We start from the raw sequence: 15,962 nt of genomic DNA on the forward strand, positions 1-15,962 counted from the left end.
TCTATGAAAATACTCATTATTAATTCTGGTAGTTCATCTATAAAATTTCAACTGATAGATATGCCAGCAGAAACCGTACTTGCCAGTGGATTAATTGAAAGAATAGGTTTAGAAGAAGGTATAGTTAATTATAAAACCGACCAAAACCAAAAGAAAATTCTACAGCCGATTCCTACGCACGAGTTTGGACTCAAGGTTGTAGCAGATTTGCTTCAAAATGAAGAAGTAGGCGTAATCAAGAATGCTGATGAAATCGAGGCCGTGGGACATCGTGTGGTTCACGGAGGCAAGAAATTTACTCAAACGACTTTAATCAATCAGTCGGTGAAAGATAGTATTCAAGAACTTTTTGACTTGGCTCCGCTGCACAACCCAGCGAATTTAAAAGGAATTGAAGTTGCTGAAAATATTTTTGATAAAGCACAGCAAATTGCCGTTTTTGACACTTCTTTCCACCAAACTATGCCTGAGAAAGCGTATAAATATGCTTTAGCTGATGATTTCTATACCGAAAAAGACATTCGTGTATATGGTTTCCATGGTATTTCACACAAATATGTTTCAGAAAAAGCCATAGAGTATTTAGGGAAAAAAGATAGTAAAATTATTTGTCTACACTTGGGCAATGGTTGCAGTGCGACAGCTGTCCTCAACGGGAAAAGTATCGACCACAGCTTAGGCTTCGGGCCCAATGAAGGCTTCATTATGGGAACTCGTACTGGCTCACTAGACCAAGGAATTATTTTCTATTTGATGAATAAATACAATTACTCTGCCGAAGAATTAAATCGAATTTTCACTAAAGAAAGTGGAATGTTGGGTATGACGGGCTTTAGCGATTTACGCGATATCGAAGACCGTGCAGAGAAAGGTGATGAAAAATGTCAATTGGCACTAGAAATGAATGCTTACCGTATCAAAAAAGAAATTGGAAGTTATGCGGCAGCCATGAATGGGCTAGATGCTCTAGTGTTTACAGCTGGAATTGGTGAAAACAGTGACATCATTAGAGATTTGGTTTGTAGAGATATGGATTACTTTGGGATTGAGCTGAACCCAGAATTAAATAAAATTCGTGCAAAAGAAATCAGAGAAATTCAAAAAGAGACTGCGAGAGTGAAAATTATTGTGATTCCAACCAATGAAGAATTAGAAATTGCTAAGCAAACTTTTCAACTTTTGAATTAAAAGCCCCACTTCAGTAATTATCGGTCATTAAAATTTATAGGAAACGATTAATAAAAAATAAGTTAAGCTGCACAAAATTTTCTCATAATAATCTAAATATTAGTGATTTAAAAATCCTAAATACACCGAAGGTAAATATATTAAAATTATTTACCTTCTAATTTTTCTTAAGCCTTAAAAAATTTTTATTCAAATTTTAAGCTAAATAAAATCGCTCTGGTTTTCAATGACTTGACAGAACCTGCCCAAATTTGGGGCGTGTCTATATCGTCAGGAATCAATTCGTTGTTTAGTAAAAAAACTCCTTTGACTGAAGGTGTCAACCTAAATCGATTGAAATAAATACTAATACCAGTTTCAATTTGGTAATTGTAATTATTACTTTTCAAACGGAAAATTCCATCTTCATTATCATCTTGGGAATTTTGATTGCTTTGCAAATTTGCCATATACCCAAAACCAGCTTGAACATAAGGCCGAGTGTTGAACCAGCGGTCACCATGCAGCTGAATGAAAAGTGGTAAATCTAGATAAGTAGATTTGACTGCTCTCGTTTTTGAACCTTCAGTTGCAGTAAATGTTCCTGAACTAAAATGTGGGTCATAAGGATTGTTAGGGTCTGGTTTGTTGTAAGTTTTCCCTACTTCTATGTGATTAAAGTGTAAAATACGCTCAGTGAAATGAATCCCTGGCTGAATGAAAAGATCGAAATATTCACTGACTTTCATCCGCCCCATCAATCCAGCAGAGAACCCCAACTTATTATCAGAATAAACATTGAATTTCCCGTAAGAATTGATGCCAACACCCGTAGGATTTAATTGATTTTGATGAACAGGGTGGACATTAAAATTAAAGTGATTTAAACCAATAAAGTACCCCCAAGAAAAACGCTGCTGGTCTAGCTCAGTAAATTTATCTTTTTTATCATAATTTACTCTGAATTGTGCCTGAATTGTGCAGAAACAAAAGAAAACCAATAGTGTTATAAAATTTTTCATCTTCATAATTTTGGTGAAGTTAAATTACTTGATTGCTTCATATATACTTGAGATACCAAAGGTAAGTTTTTTATCTTTGACTTGCTTAAATTGATTTTTCTTCAAAATATTGAGCATTTCTTCACCATGCGGAAAGGCGGAAACCGACTCAGGCAAATAGGTATAGGCACGGCTATCTTTGGAGAATAATTGACCGATTGCAGGCAAAATACGGTATGAATAAAATTGATACAATTGCTTCATAGGAAATTTCTGTGGTTGAGAAAATTCTAAAATAAATAATTTCCCGCCTGGTTTTAGCACACGGTAGAATTCAGTTAAACCTTGGTCTAAATTTTCAAAATTTCTTACCCCAAAAGCGACTGTTATAGCATCAAAGAAATCATCATCAAACGGCATATTTTCTGCATCTCCCTGAATCATTTCTATGCGATTTTGTAAGTTTTTTTTACTTATTTTCTGCTTCCCAATTTGTAACATACCAGCAGAGAGATCGTAGCCTGTGATTTTTGAAGCCTTTATTTTTCTTGCTAAGGCAATGGCTAAGTCACCAGTCCCAGTGGCGACGTCAAGAATTTTTTCAGGATTTTCTTTTTTGGCTTTACTCACAACTTGGTTTCGCCAAAGCACATCTATGCGAGCCGAAAGCAAGCGGTTTAGGAAATCGTATTTAGAAGAAATATTATCAAACATTTCTTCCACTTCATTTTTTTTGGATTTTTGGGTATTGTATGGTTTTATTTTTTGTGACATATTAGTTTATTCAAAGTGTTCAAAATAAAATTGTTTAAAATCACCTTCACGGAATATCTTGGTTCGCAAAGTATCATTCAAAGAACTTTTGGTGAGCGAAGGGAAATTTTCATTCAAATTGTAATAAAAATCTTCAATGTAAAAAGAACTATCAATTTTTAAAGGGCCAAAATATTTTTTACCTTGGTAAGTGGTTTTATTATGCTCAAAGATGGAATCTACATTTACCTTAACACCATAAGGCAAGCCAAAGATAAAATATGTTTGATGACCGATATTGACTAAACCTCTCAGTTTCTTTACCTCGATTTTTTGTTGACTGATGAGCGAATCTTTCTCATTTTTCACAATAATATGGTGAATTCCTTTGCCCAAAGGTATAGGCAAAGTTTGATGAGCTGCTAGGGTGTAAACCGTATGCCCAACTTGAATTTTATAACTCTCATCGGAATTATTATCTAAAAGATATTCGCTTTTTTTGGCTAAAAAGTGTTGATAAATGTAGACTGAGGCAACCAGCATGATTGCCGCAATAATGAATCCAATAAGATTGGGACTAACTTTTTTCATTTCTTAAAATTCCCCAAATTTAAAAATTAATATGGAAATCCCGTAGCGCATTGCCAGGCAAGATTTATTTTTAGGCTATTAATATTTCTATTTTAGCCAAAAAAATAGGTAAAACAAAATGTCATGAACCCAAAAAAAAATTAAGGCTTTAAAAATTTAAATTTTAATGTGAAGAATTTCAAAAGCTTGTTTTTCCAATAATTCTCTATCATCGGGGTGAGCAATAGATATAAGCAATCTAGCTCTTTCCTTTAAACTTTTCCCAAAAAGATTTATAACTCCATACTCTGTAGCGATATAATGTACATGCGCACGAGTTGTTGTGACGGCTGCTCCTAATTTGAGCTGGGGTACGATTTTAGATTTTCCATTCTTGGTTCTTGCACTAAAAGCAAAAATAGGCTTTCCGCCTTCTGAATGTGCCGCTCCACGCACGTAGTCAATCTGTCCGCCAACGCCAGAGAAATGATAACTGCCAATAGATTCCGCACAAACCTGCCCTGTTAAATCAACTTCCACAGCACTATTTATAGCGGTTACCTTAGGGTTTTGCCTGATGATAGAAGTATCGTTGGTGTAAGCAGCTTCTTTGAATTGAACAATAGGATTTTCATTAATGAAATCATAGAGTTTCTGGCTGCCCAAGGCAAAACAACTGACAATCTTACCTGGTTTGATTTTCTTCTCCTCACCAGTGATGACACCTGATTCCACCAAAGGTAAAATTCCGTCAGAAAACATCTCGGTATGAATCCCTAGGCGCTGATGATTTTTCAAATTATCTAAAACTACATTGGGAATAGCACCTATGCCAATTTGCAAAGTAGCCCCATCTTCTATCAATTCAGCAACATTCGCCCCGATTTTCTTTTCGCTAGCATTAGGCTCAGGCAACTTTATCGAGTTTAGCGGCTCATTATGTTCTACAGCCACATCAATTTTACTTTTATGTATAAAGCCATCGCCATGCACTCTGGGCACTAGAGGGTTAACCAGTGCAATGATTTTTTTAGCAGTCTCTGTTGCAGGCAACGAAATATCAACCGAAGCACCGAGAGAGCAGAACCCATGCTCATCTGGTGGTGAAACATGAATCAAAGCCACATCTATCGGCAAGATATTTTTTCTAAATAACTGATGCACTTCGCTCAAAAAAATAGGAGTGTAGGTAGCTAAACTTTCATTAACAGCATTTCTTACATTCTGACCTACAAAAAACACATTTGTTTTAAATGATTGATTATAAGGCTCCATCACATATTTTGCAGAACCCTCTGTATGAATTGAAACGATTTCTACATTTTCTAATCTTTCATACTCATCTGCCATCGCATCAATTAGAGGGCTAGGAGCCATTCCAGCACTATGAATGAACACACGATCCCCTGATTTAATAAGGCTTACAGCTTCTTTTAAACTTTTGTAAATCATTCTCGAAAATTTATGCCGTTAATTTACTAAATAAAAATAATATTTTAAATCATTTTAAAATTTTCTAAGGCTTAAAAATTTTAGAATTTCCTCGTAGTATTTCTTATTCAGTTTTTATTTCTCTTGTATTTTTTCCAACAGATTATAAATCCTTACTGAATTATAATATATAATATCTTTTCATTTGCTATTTCAGCATAGAATGTTTTGCCCATAATATATATTATGTTAAATTATAGTTTTATTTCTCTGATTTTTCCATTTTCTATTTTTATATTCTTCCCCAAGACAAAATCTGCCTTCATCCCACGTTGAGGAATTTCATAGCCTAACTCATTATTTCTTAAAATCTGCCCCTGTGCATCAAAAATCTCATAGCCGATGGCCATATTTAAATCACCAATTTCAATTACTTCTGCAATTATTTTCACTTGTTCATCAATGAATTCATCCCGAAATCGGATACCTAATGCCGTGATTACCTCCTGATTATTCTGAATAATTTTCACATTTTTTAAAATTAAATCATAAGCCCCCTCAGAATTTAACGGTAATTCTTGATACGCTTCAAAATTTTTTAAAGGCTTAGAAAAATCAATTTGTAATAAAGAATAAAAAAAATAAAATAATTGCTCCCTAATTCGGTTACGCTGCAAGTCATTTAGGCAATACCCTGCTTCAACTAAAATAGTTGGGACGCTTTTCTGAAAATTATCACCCGCAGCTAAAGGGTAAAATGAATCATTAAATTTAGCTAAATTTACATTTGTAAACTCCCTCATTTTGCTAATAATTGCAGCCAAATATTTTTTAGCTAAAATACAATTTTCATTCATCAAATGTTGACCAACAACTGGTGAAAGTATTGCTATTTCCGTTGATTTCAAATTATTTTTGGTATAAAATAAATTCCTTTGATCATGTAAATTAAATATACATTTGTAACCTTTCTTAAAAATATATGATTTTAAGATTTTTATTTCTGGAGTAGATTCTTGTATAAAATCTCGATTTAAATCAACTCCACTGGCAGAATATCGACTCCAAACCGCAGCCCCATCAGGGTTAAGCTGTGGAATCCAATCCAATTGAAATTGGTTTAAAAACTTCGGCTGCTCTTTATCTAAATAATGAAATAAATCTAATAATGCTCTTGTATTTGTACTTTCATTTCCGTGCATTTGAGACCAAAAAGCAAATTTCATCGGCCCATTCCCGAGGCTAACGCTATAAATATCTCTATTTTGTTGGCTCTTCCCTAGAACTTGATAATTCCAGTTTTTTCTCTGGATAAATTCTTTTAATTTTTTAGGATTTACGTATTTATTTTCAAATCCTGGAACACGATAATTTAAATATTGAATCATATTCAAAGATATTTATATTTCTAAAAAATAAATGTAGTTTACATTTATAACTCTTAAGTTTAATTCACATTTGTGTCTAAAATATTAGCTGTAATTTTGTCATGCTGCTTTTGAAGATTTTAAAAACTATATAATTAAATTTAATAATGATTTGTATTTCAATTAATTAATACATTTAATTTAATTGAATAGATTAACTTAACTTTAAGTTTAATGGAATAATTATTTTAAGTATATTTATCGCTTGAAAATAACAATGTAAATGAAGTCTAAGAAAATTTTAGAAAGTATTTTAGAAGTTTACAATATTAACGCAACGGAATTAGCTGAAAAAATAGAAGTTCAGCGTTCAGGTTTATCTCACATTATGACAGGGAGAAATAATTTAAGTCTTGATTTTATTGTGAAGATAAAAAACACTTTTCCCGAGCTGCGTTGGGATTTTTTGATTCACGGGAAGTTACCGATGTTTGAACGTGATGAGAGAAAAGAAGAAAATCATTCTTCAAAAATGAATGAGAATAATGATTTGTTTCAAGAAAAACACGGAGTCGGAAACTCATCTCCTAGCCTTTTTGATGAAATTGGAGAGGAAGTATTGCAGAAAATTCAACCTGAAAAAGGAAAAATTTCTAAAGGCTTAAAAAAAATTGAACAAATCGTTATTTTTTACACCGACGGCAGTTTCACAGCCTATCAAGATAATTCTTTACAATAGCTTTTTCGGGTTTTGTGTAGCGTTGGCTTTAAATCTTTCCAAAGCAATTGAATACTCTTGTTTTCAATTAATTCAGGGTTGGTTTCAATGTATTTTATTCCATATTTTTGAAAGGTATTAAACATTTCATTAAAAACTAAAGCGGTGATTCCTTTGTTCTGATACTGAGGGTCGATGCCAATGAGGTAAAAAGCTGCGGCATCATTTTTCTTGGATGCTTGCATAAAGTAATACCACCCAAAGGGGAAAATCCGTCCGTTGGCTTTTTGTAGAGCTTTAGAATAGCTAGGCATTGTAATGGCAAAGGCAATCAATTTATCATCTTTATTGGCTACGGCTGTCACAAAATCAGTATTGATAAAGCCAATGTATTTTTCTTTGTAATGTTTGATTTGCTCAGGCTGAAAAGGCACATAACTGCTTAATTCTCCGTAGGTTTTATCCATCAAATCAAACATAGAATCTGCTATTTTCAGCAAATCTTTTTTTGATTTAATCTCTTTGATTTTTAACTCATAGCGTTCTTTTATTATAGCTGAAAATTTAGCTACTCGCTTAGGTTTTTCAGCAGGTACATGCATTTCATACTCTACCCAAGTTTTGGCAACTTCATACTGATAATGAAGCAAATGAGATTCATAATAAGGTGCATTATAAAGCGTCACCATGGTAGGTAACTTGTCAAAACCTTTGGTTAGCAATCCAGCTTTATCTAAATTAGAGAAACCAACGGGACCTTCTATTTTTTTCAAGCCTTTAGAAATTATAAAGTCTTCTGCTTTTTTTAGCAAAGCAGCGCTCACATCATAATCATCAATAAAGTCAAACCAACCAAAGCGCCCTTGCTCCTTCCCTAGCTCATTGACTTCTTTCCAGTTGACAATCGCTGCAATTCGCCCTACTACTTTCCCGTTTTTTAAGGCTAAATAATATTCTGCTTCAGCATGTTGAAATACAGGGTTTTTATCAAAATCTAAGGCGGCTAATTCTTCTTGATTTAGTGGTGGCACAAAATAAGGATAATCTCTATAGAGTTTTTTTGGGAATTCGATAAATTTCAGTAAATCTTTTCGACGGTTGCTAATTTTTATAATTTCCATTCAATTTTATAATGCAAATTCAAAAATATGATTTTTTTTAATATTTTGAATGAAGAAGCTTCTCTACATTTTATATTCCAAAAAGGCATTATATTTGTAAAAGTATAAATCCAAAAAAAAGACCATGAATTTTTATTACATATTAATAATAGTGATCTCAGCTGTAAGTTACTATGTTAGCTGGAAATTAAAATCAAAGTTTAAAAAATATTCAAACGTTAACCTCAGCAACGGAATGAGTGGAAAAGAAATCGCTGAGAAGATGTTGGCTGATAACAATATTCATGATGTGCGCGTCATCAGTACACAAGGGCAATTGACAGATCATTACAATCCTGCAAATAAAACGGTAAACCTCTCAGAAGTAGTTTATTATGAAAGAAATGCAGCGGCGGCGGCTGTAGCTGCTCACGAATGTGGCCATGCGGTGCAACATAAGGTGGGTTACTCTTGGCTACAATTTCGCTCAAAAATGGTACCGATGGTCAACATCAGCTCACAGCTATCAATGTGGCTCATCATGGGTGGTATTTTCCTTTATTATAACATGGGGAATCCTTGGATTTTAACGTTTGGTGTATTAGCCTTTGCAGTAGTAACATTATTTACTTTTGTAACTTTACCTGTAGAATACGATGCGAGCAATCGTGCGTTGGCTTGGATGCAACAAAACGGCATTGTACAACCGCAGGAGTACAGTGCGGCTAGAGATTCGCTCAAATGGGCTGCAAGAACCTATTTGGTTGCTGCTTTGGGGTCATTGGCACAATTGATCTACTTCGCTAGCATTCTTTTAGGCGGGAAAAGAGATTAAAAAGTTGCTTTTAAACTAAAAGTCTTGATAAATAATTTCAATAAGTAATTTCAATAAAATTTTATAAAGGCTTTAAAAATTTCTATATGAATTTTAATTTGCAATCTGATTTTCAACCTACTGGAGACCAGCCCAAAGCTATAAAACAACTAAAAAATGGTATCCTAAATCAAGATAAATACCAAGTGCTACTGGGAGTTACAGGTTCGGGGAAGACATTTACGATTGCCAATGTGGTAAAAGAAGTTCAGCGGCCAACCTTGATTTTAGCGCACAATAAAACTTTGGCGGCTCAACTTTATATAGAGTTCAAAGAGTTTTTCCCTAATAATGCGATAGAATATTTTGTTTCTTACTACGATTATTACCAGCCAGAAGCTTATATTCCCCACTCTTCTACATACATCGAGAAGGATTTAAGCATCAATGAAGAAATTGAAAAACTACGACTCAGCACTACATCTTCGCTCCTCTCTGGGCGGCGAGATGTGCTAGTTGTAGCGTCCGTCTCATGCTTGTATGGCATTGGAAACCCAACAGAATTTCACAAAAGTGTCATTCAGCTAGAGAAAGGAATGAAAATCAACCGTACGCACTTTTTGCATCAGCTAGTCAATAGTTTATATGCGAGAACCACAGGAGAATTTGCACGAGGTCACTTTCGTGTTCAAGGTGATACCATCGAAATTTTCCCAGCCTATGCTGATGATGGACTTCGTGTCCACTTTTACGGTGAACGCATCGAAGAAATTGAAACCTTCAACGTTCCCAACGGGAAAAGAGTCGCAGGTTTTGATAAAATTAATCTATACCCAGCCAATCTTTTTGTTACTTCCAAAGAAACAATGAATGGTGCAATTCAGAACATTCAAACAGATTTAGGAAAACAAGTTAATTTTTTTCAAGAAATAGGAAAAAATTTAGAAGCAAAACGACTCAAAGAACGCACAGAGTTTGACGTTGAAATGATGAAAGAATTAGGCTACTGCTCTGGGATAGAAAACTATTCCCGTTATTTGGACGGCAGATTACCTGGCACACGGCCTTTTTGCCTGCTCGACTACTTCCCAGATGATTATTTGATGGTGATAGATGAATCGCACGTAACCGTTCCTCAAGTTCATGCAATGTACGGTGGTGACCGTAGCCGAAAAGAGAATTTAGTAGAATACGGCTTTCGTCTGCCAGCAGCTATGGACAATCGACCACTGAAATTTGAAGAATTTGAAGGCTTACAAAATCAAGTGATTTACGTCTCTGCGACACCTGCCGATTATGAATTAAAATTGGGTGAAGGTGTTGTTGTAGAGCAAGTTATACGCCCAACAGGTTTGCTAGACCCCATCATTGAAGTACGCCCATCTCTCAACCAAATGGATGATCTGATGGAAGAAATTCAAAAACGTGCTGAAATTGATGAACGAACGCTTGTCACCACCTTGACTAAACGAATGGCAGAAGAATTGACCAAGTACTTGACACGCTATGGCGTTAGAACCCAGTATATTCATTCTGATGTCGATACATTAGACCGCGTACAAATCATGCAAGACTTGCGTGAAGGTTTATACGACGTCTTGGTGGGCGTGAATTTATTGCGTGAAGGCTTAGATTTGCCAGAGGTAAGCTTGGTAGCCATTTTAGATGCTGACAAAGAGGGTTTTTTGAGAAATAATCGTTCGCTAACGCAAACAGTAGGTCGCGCTGCACGAAACGTAAACGGAAAAGCAATCATGTATGCTGATAAAATCACGGCAAGTATGCAAAGTTGTATTGATGAAACAGAACGTCGCAGAGAAATCCAAATTCAATATAATAAGAAACATAATCTTGAACCAAAAGCTTTGGTGAAAAAGATTAATCGCATCAAAAAAGAAGTCGATTTCGAGAATAACCCTTACGTGCAGAAATCTGTGATGAAAATAGCTGCAGAAGACCAAGTGGATTATCAAAATCAAGATTTAAACAAAGTGATAGAGAAAAAAACACAACAAATGCAAAAGGCAGCAAAGGATTTAGACTTCATTCAAGCAGCAAAGCTCAGAGATGAAATCAATGTCTTGAAAGAAAAATTAGGAATAGAAATTTAAAATTAATTTTTTAAAAATTTTTTAAGCCTTAAAAAATTTCACTAGAATTTTACCCCACAAAAATCATAAAAATATCAGTACAATAAAAATGTTAAATTTCATTATATTTGTGACTGAAATTTTAATCGATGGGGAAACAAAATATTAATACAATCGGAGTTATGACTTCTGGTGGAGATGCACCAGGAATGAATGCTGCGCTGCGTGCCGTGGTGCGTGCTAGTATTTATAACGGGCTAAATTGTAAGGGGATTCGCCTAGGCTACCAAGGCTTGATAGAGGATAATATATTTTCGATGGGGCCAAGAAGCGTAAGCAATATCATTAACCGCGGAGGAACAATTTTAAAAACAGCTCGTTCTAAAGAGTTCACAACTAAAGAAGGCCGCAAAAAAGCTTACGAAAACCTAAAAAAAAATGGTATTGACGCACTAGTAGTGATTGGTGGAGATGGCTCTTTTACCGGGGCTAAAATATTCAGTGAAGAGCATGACGTCAAAGTGATTGGAATTCCTGGGACGATAGATAATGATATTTTTGGTACGGATTTCACGATAGGGTACGATACGGCACTAAATACAGTTATAAATGCTATTGACAAAATTCGTGATACAGCGCAATCTCACAATCGTGTATTTTTCGTAGAGGTTATGGGGAGAGATGCTGGTTTTATTGCATTGAATTCGGGGATCGCATGTGGGGCTCAAGATATTTTAATCCCAGAGAGAAAAGATAAAATTGAGGAGATGTTTGACTCAATGGAACGAGGTAGAAAGACAGGAAAACTCTCAAGTATAATTGTTGTAGCAGAAGGTGAAGAATTGGGCGGTGTTTATGATTTAGCTAAATTTACCAAAATAAAATATCCTGACTATGATATCCGTGTGACGGTCTTAGGGCATATTCAGCGAGGAGGAGACCCTAGCTGCGCAGACCGCGTGCTGGCAAGTAGGCTGGGAATTGCAGCTGTGGAAGGATTATTGCAAGGTAAAACAAGAGTAATGGCTGGGGTCAGAAGTAATAAAATTGTATTTACGCCTATAGAAGAGGCTATTCAAAAACATAACGAAATTGATCAGGAACTCATAAAAGTTTCAGATATATTAGCAAGATAATTTATAAATTTAACATCAATAATTATGGCAAAAGTTAAAGTAGCAATCAATGGATTTGGTAGAATAGGTCGTTTAGCTTTCCGCTTAATGGAAGACGACAATGATTTTGATATTGTAGCAATCAACGATCTTACCGATGCAAAAACATTAGGTCATTTATTAAAGTATGACTCTACACAAGGTAAATTCAAAACAGACTCACTAGAAGTAAAAGAAGATAAATTAATCGTAGATGGTAGAGAAATTACCATTTATAGTCAAAAAGACCCAGAGCAACTTCCTTGGGAAGAATTAGGAATTGATGTCGTTTTAGAATGTACTGGCTTCTTCAGAACCAAAGAAGCCGCTGAAAAACACATCAAGGCTGGAGCTAAAAAAGTGATTATCTCTGCTCCCGCCAAAGGTGATATGAAAACCATCGTTTACAACGTAAACCATGATATTTTAGATGGTAGCGAAACCGTTCTTTCTGGTGCTTCTTGCACTACAAACTGCTTGGCACCTGTAGCTAAAGTTTTGAATGATAAATTTGGTTTACTCTCTGGTTTGATGACAACAGTCCACGGCTATACTAATGATCAAAATACACTAGATGGGCCACATAGTGACTTGAGAAGAGCGCGTGCAGCAGCAGCTAATATCGTCCCTACTACAACTGGTGCCGCCGCCGCAGTTGGTTTAGTCTTACCTGAATTGAAAGGGAAATTAGATGGAATGGCTCTTCGCGTTCCCGTACCAACTGGTTCCTTAGTTGATTTAACTGCTCGTTTAAATAAAAAAGTAACAAAAGAAGACGTTAATAATGCTATCATTGCAGCAGCAGATGGAGATTTGAAAGATACCCTAGGATATACTGACGAGCCTATTGTTTCTTCAGATATTATAGGAATAACTTACGGCTCTTATTTTGATCTTCTTTCTACAGAAGTTTTAGAAGATGAGAATGGCGAGCAACTAGTAAAAATCATTACTTGGTATGATAATGAAATGTCTTATACCGCTCAATTAGTTAGATTGACTAAGCATTTTGCAGAACTAATTTCATAAATTTTTTAAGGCTTAAAAAAAATCCCGTAAAATTTCTTGCGGGATTTTTTTAGACTCCTTTTTTTACACAGAAACTTAAAAGTCAATATTTATTAAAATTTATAAAGGCTTAAAAAAAAAATAAAAACTCCCGCAAACGCAGGAGTTAAACTGAAAATTATAATTAAGATAATTAGCCAACGTTATCGTTAAACCAATCTTTAATATCTTCTACTGCTTGGCCAGTTTTCTTTTGAATTCTACCAAATAATTCATCTGATTTTCCCTCTTCGTATAATAAGTCATCATCAGTCAAATCAGCCCATTGTTGCTTAGCTTTTCCTTTCAGTTGATTCCAGTTTCCTTTTAACTTTGTTTCAAATGAATTGTCCATAATATTAGTTTTAAATTGTTATAACTTTTTAATTTCAAAAGGTATTCCATAAATTTATCAAATTTGTTAATTCGTTGTTAATTATATTTTTTATCTTTGTGAAAAACGAAAGAAAATGCTCAAAGCAGTACTTTTTGATATGGATGGAGTGATTGTCGATACAGAACCATTGCATAGAAAAGCTTATTACTCAATGTTTGATGATTTTAATATTGAAGTTTCAGAAGAATTATTCCAGACTTTTACGGGGAAATCAACGCAACATGTCTGTGAAACTCTGATAGATAAATTTGGACTTAAAAATCAACCTCAAGAGCTGATTAATGTTAAAAGAAAGTTTTTTAAACATTTATTTGATAACGACCCAAATTTTGATTTAATTCCTGGTGTTTTAGATTTAATTAAAAATTTATACCAAAATAATATTACGTTGATTTTAGCCAGTTCAGCAAGCATGAATACGATAAACTGGGTTTTTGAAAAATTTGAGCTCACCCCCTATTTTACTGATAAAATTAGTGGTGCTTCACTCAAAGAATCAAAACCTCACCCAGAAATTTTTGAAATTGCAGCAAAATTAGCCAAGGCTCAAAAATCAGAATGCATCGTGATAGAAGATTCTACCAGCGGGTTAAAAGCTGCTCATGCAGCAGAAATTTACGCTGTAGCTTATCGGAGTAAGAATAGCCATAATCAAGATTATTCTTTGGCTGGAACAGTTATTTCTGATTTCTCAGAAATCGACGCAAAAAAATTGAATGGATTAATTACTAAACATTAATTTTTGTTTTTTTATCTATTTGATTTTAAATAAAATAAGGAAAGTTCTAATACCTATGCACACAGCAGTAGAGATTGGTTGCCGTTTCTAATCAGAAATCTAAGCCACCTTGCCATATATTTCCTCTATTTTTTCACAATTTCTTTTTTATAAATTTCATTATACTCTTGAGCGGATACATAGATAAGCTAAACGAAGAATAATTAAGTCAAATCATTAATTAATTTATCAAATTCGCTAATAAATTGTCTTAATTTTAGTAATTTTGATTTAGAACATTATAAAAACAAATAAAATTTAATCTTTATGGGAAATACTCACAATCAAAATTCACAATATTATATAGATTTAGAATATAAGCACGGTGCTCATAATTATCATCCGCTTCCAGTTGTTTTAGAAAAAGGAGAAGGTGTTTTTGTGTGGGATGTTGAGGGCAAACAATATTATGATTTTTTATCTGCCTATTCAGCGGTCAATCAAGGGCATTGCCACCCCAAAATTATTCAAGCCTTAAAAAATCAGGCAGAGAAGTTAACGCTTACTTCTCGAGCTTTTTACAATTCAGAATTGGGCAAATACGAGAAATACATCACTGAACTTTTAGATTTTGATAAAGTTTTACCGATGAACTCGGGCGCAGAAGCAGTAGAAACTGCATTAAAAATTTGTCGCAAATGGGGCTATACGCAAAAGGGTGTAGACGAAGAAAAAGCTGTGATTGTAGTAGCCAAAGGGAATTTCCATGGGCGAACAACCACCATTATTTCTTTCTCCAATGACGATAATGCTCGTGATGATTTTGGGCCTTATACTTCTGGGTTCATCAGCGTGGAATATGATAATGCTGAAGCTTTAGAAAAAATCTTGCAAGAAAACTCAAATGTAGTTGGCTTTTTAGTAGAACCGATTCAGGGTGAGGCTGGCGTCTATGTGCCTTCAGATGGGTATTTGAAAGCTTGCTATGATTTGTGTAAAAAACACAATGTGCTCTTCATTGCAGATGAAATTCAAACAGGAATTGCTCGTACAGGCAAAATGTTGGCGTGCGACTATGAAAATATAAAACCTGATATTTTAACGCTGGGTAAAGCGATTTCAGGGGGTGTTTACCCAGTTTCTGCTGTTTTAGCGAACGATGAAATTATGAATGTCATTCAACCTGGGCAGCATGGCTCTACCTTTGGTGGAAACCCGATGGCCTGTGCAGTGGCAACGGCCGCTCTTGAGGTTATTTTAGATGAAAATTTAGCTGAAAAAGCTTATAAACTAGGGAATTTATTCCGACAAGAGATGCAAAAAATTGTTGATGAAAATCCAAATCTTCTCACAAAAGTTCGTGGGAAAGGTCTATTGAATGCCATCGTCATAAACGATACGGAAGAAAGTTCTACAGCTTGGGATATTTGTATAAAACTGAAAAACAACGGATTATTAGCAAAACCAACACACGGGAATATCATTCGTTTTGCCCCGCCATTGGTAATTACCGAAGAGCAATTGTTGGATTGTCTTCGTATCATTAGAGAAACCATAGAAAATTTTAAGGCTTAAAAAATTTATTTAATGTCTCTTTTGAACTAAAATAGAAAAAAAGCTGTTTCAATAAATTTT

15 protein-coding genes are annotated in these 15,962 nt (G+C 34.6%); 8 read left to right on the forward strand and 7 right to left on the reverse strand.

Annotated features, from left to right (window positions below):
* Nucleotides 1-3: 3 nt before the first annotated feature.
* Complete coding sequence (locus tag D5J18_RS05725) at nt 4-1,188, forward strand: acetate/propionate family kinase (protein WP_119058058.1); 1,185 nt, start codon at nt 4-6, stop codon at nt 1,186-1,188.
* 185 nt (nt 1,189-1,373) lie between these two features.
* Here the strand turns inward: D5J18_RS05725 and porT are convergent, their stop codons facing one another.
* The 5 genes from porT to D5J18_RS05750 all read right to left on the reverse strand — a co-directional run bounded on the left by porT (nt 1,374) and on the right by D5J18_RS05750 (nt 6,310).
* Entirely contained in the window at nt 1,374-2,189 is an 816-nt protein-coding gene (gene porT / locus D5J18_RS05730; RefSeq protein WP_119058059.1) for a type IX secretion/gliding motility protein PorT/SprT, read from the reverse strand.
* Between the two features lie 24 nt (nt 2,190-2,213).
* The gene (ubiE, locus tag D5J18_RS05735; RefSeq protein WP_119058060.1) at nt 2,214-2,942 is read right to left on the reverse strand and encodes a bifunctional demethylmenaquinone methyltransferase/2-methoxy-6-polyprenyl-1,4-benzoquinol methylase UbiE; all 729 of its coding nucleotides are present in this window, start codon (nt 2,940-2,942) and stop codon (nt 2,214-2,216) included.
* A 6-nt stretch (nt 2,943-2,948) separates the two neighbouring features.
* Complete coding sequence (locus D5J18_RS05740) at nt 2,949-3,512, reverse strand: hypothetical protein (protein ID WP_119058061.1); 564 nt, start codon at nt 3,510-3,512, stop codon at nt 2,949-2,951.
* 156 nt (nt 3,513-3,668) lie between these two features.
* Nucleotides 3,669-4,943, reverse strand: a complete 1,275-nt coding sequence (locus tag D5J18_RS05745) for an acetyl-CoA hydrolase/transferase family protein (protein WP_119058062.1) — start codon at nt 4,941-4,943, stop codon at nt 3,669-3,671.
* 233 nt (nt 4,944-5,176) lie between these two features.
* Nucleotides 5,177-6,310 carry a M14 family zinc carboxypeptidase gene (locus D5J18_RS05750; protein WP_119058063.1) on the reverse strand — a complete coding sequence of 378 codons (1,134 nt, stop codon included), beginning with the start codon at nt 6,308-6,310 and terminating at the stop codon, nt 5,177-5,179.
* 262 nt (nt 6,311-6,572) lie between these two features.
* Here D5J18_RS05750 and D5J18_RS05755 point away from each other — a divergent pair, with 262 nt between their 5' ends.
* Complete coding sequence (locus D5J18_RS05755; protein WP_119058064.1) at nt 6,573-7,028, forward strand: helix-turn-helix domain-containing protein; 456 nt, start codon at nt 6,573-6,575, stop codon at nt 7,026-7,028.
* On the opposite strand, the gene D5J18_RS05760 is transcribed toward D5J18_RS05755, so the two are convergent.
* Nucleotides 7,007-8,128: a GNAT family N-acetyltransferase gene (locus tag D5J18_RS05760; RefSeq protein ID WP_119058065.1), complete on the reverse strand. Its 1,122-nt coding sequence runs from the start codon at nt 8,126-8,128 to the stop codon at nt 7,007-7,009. The genes D5J18_RS05755 and D5J18_RS05760 overlap by 22 nt on opposite strands.
* A 124-nt stretch (nt 8,129-8,252) precedes the next feature.
* On the opposite strand from D5J18_RS05760, the gene D5J18_RS05765 reads away from it, so the two are divergent.
* The 4 genes from D5J18_RS05765 (at nt 8,253) to gap (ending at nt 13,194) form a co-directional block, all read left to right on the forward strand.
* Nucleotides 8,253-8,942, forward strand: a complete 690-nt coding sequence (locus tag D5J18_RS05765) for a zinc metallopeptidase (protein ID WP_119058066.1) — start codon at nt 8,253-8,255, stop codon at nt 8,940-8,942.
* Nucleotides 8,943-9,028: 86 nt separating this feature from the next.
* Nucleotides 9,029-11,032, forward strand: a complete 2,004-nt coding sequence (uvrB, locus tag D5J18_RS05770; protein WP_119058067.1) for an excinuclease ABC subunit UvrB — start codon at nt 9,029-9,031, stop codon at nt 11,030-11,032.
* Nucleotides 11,033-11,160: 128 nt separating this feature from the next.
* A complete protein-coding gene (pfkA, locus tag D5J18_RS05775) occupies nt 11,161-12,147 on the forward strand; it encodes a 6-phosphofructokinase (protein WP_119058068.1) in 987 nt (328 codons plus the stop codon).
* A 24-nt stretch (nt 12,148-12,171) separates the two neighbouring features.
* Nucleotides 12,172-13,194 (forward strand): type I glyceraldehyde-3-phosphate dehydrogenase, encoded by a 1,023-nt coding sequence (gap, locus tag D5J18_RS05780; RefSeq protein ID WP_119058069.1) that lies wholly within the window; start codon nt 12,172-12,174, stop codon nt 13,192-13,194.
* A 172-nt stretch (nt 13,195-13,366) separates the two neighbouring features.
* Here gap and D5J18_RS05785 read toward each other — a convergent pair whose 3' ends face one another.
* On the reverse strand, nt 13,367-13,567 hold the full coding sequence (locus D5J18_RS05785; protein ID WP_119058070.1) for a CsbD family protein: 201 nt from the start codon (nt 13,565-13,567) through the stop codon (nt 13,367-13,369).
* A 115-nt stretch (nt 13,568-13,682) separates the two neighbouring features.
* On the opposite strand from D5J18_RS05785, the gene D5J18_RS05790 reads away from it, so the two are divergent.
* Nucleotides 13,683-14,348: an HAD family hydrolase gene (locus D5J18_RS05790; protein WP_119058071.1), complete on the forward strand. Its 666-nt coding sequence runs from the start codon at nt 13,683-13,685 to the stop codon at nt 14,346-14,348.
* 306 nt (nt 14,349-14,654) lie between these two features.
* Nucleotides 14,655-15,902 (forward strand): ornithine--oxo-acid transaminase, encoded by a 1,248-nt coding sequence (gene rocD, locus D5J18_RS05795; protein WP_119058072.1) that lies wholly within the window; start codon nt 14,655-14,657, stop codon nt 15,900-15,902.
* The last annotated feature ends 60 nt before the right edge of the window (nt 15,903-15,962 follow it).

Source organism: Candidatus Ornithobacterium hominis (assembly GCF_900538215.1).
Lineage (GTDB): Bacteria > Bacteroidota > Bacteroidia > Flavobacteriales > Weeksellaceae > Ornithobacterium > Ornithobacterium hominis.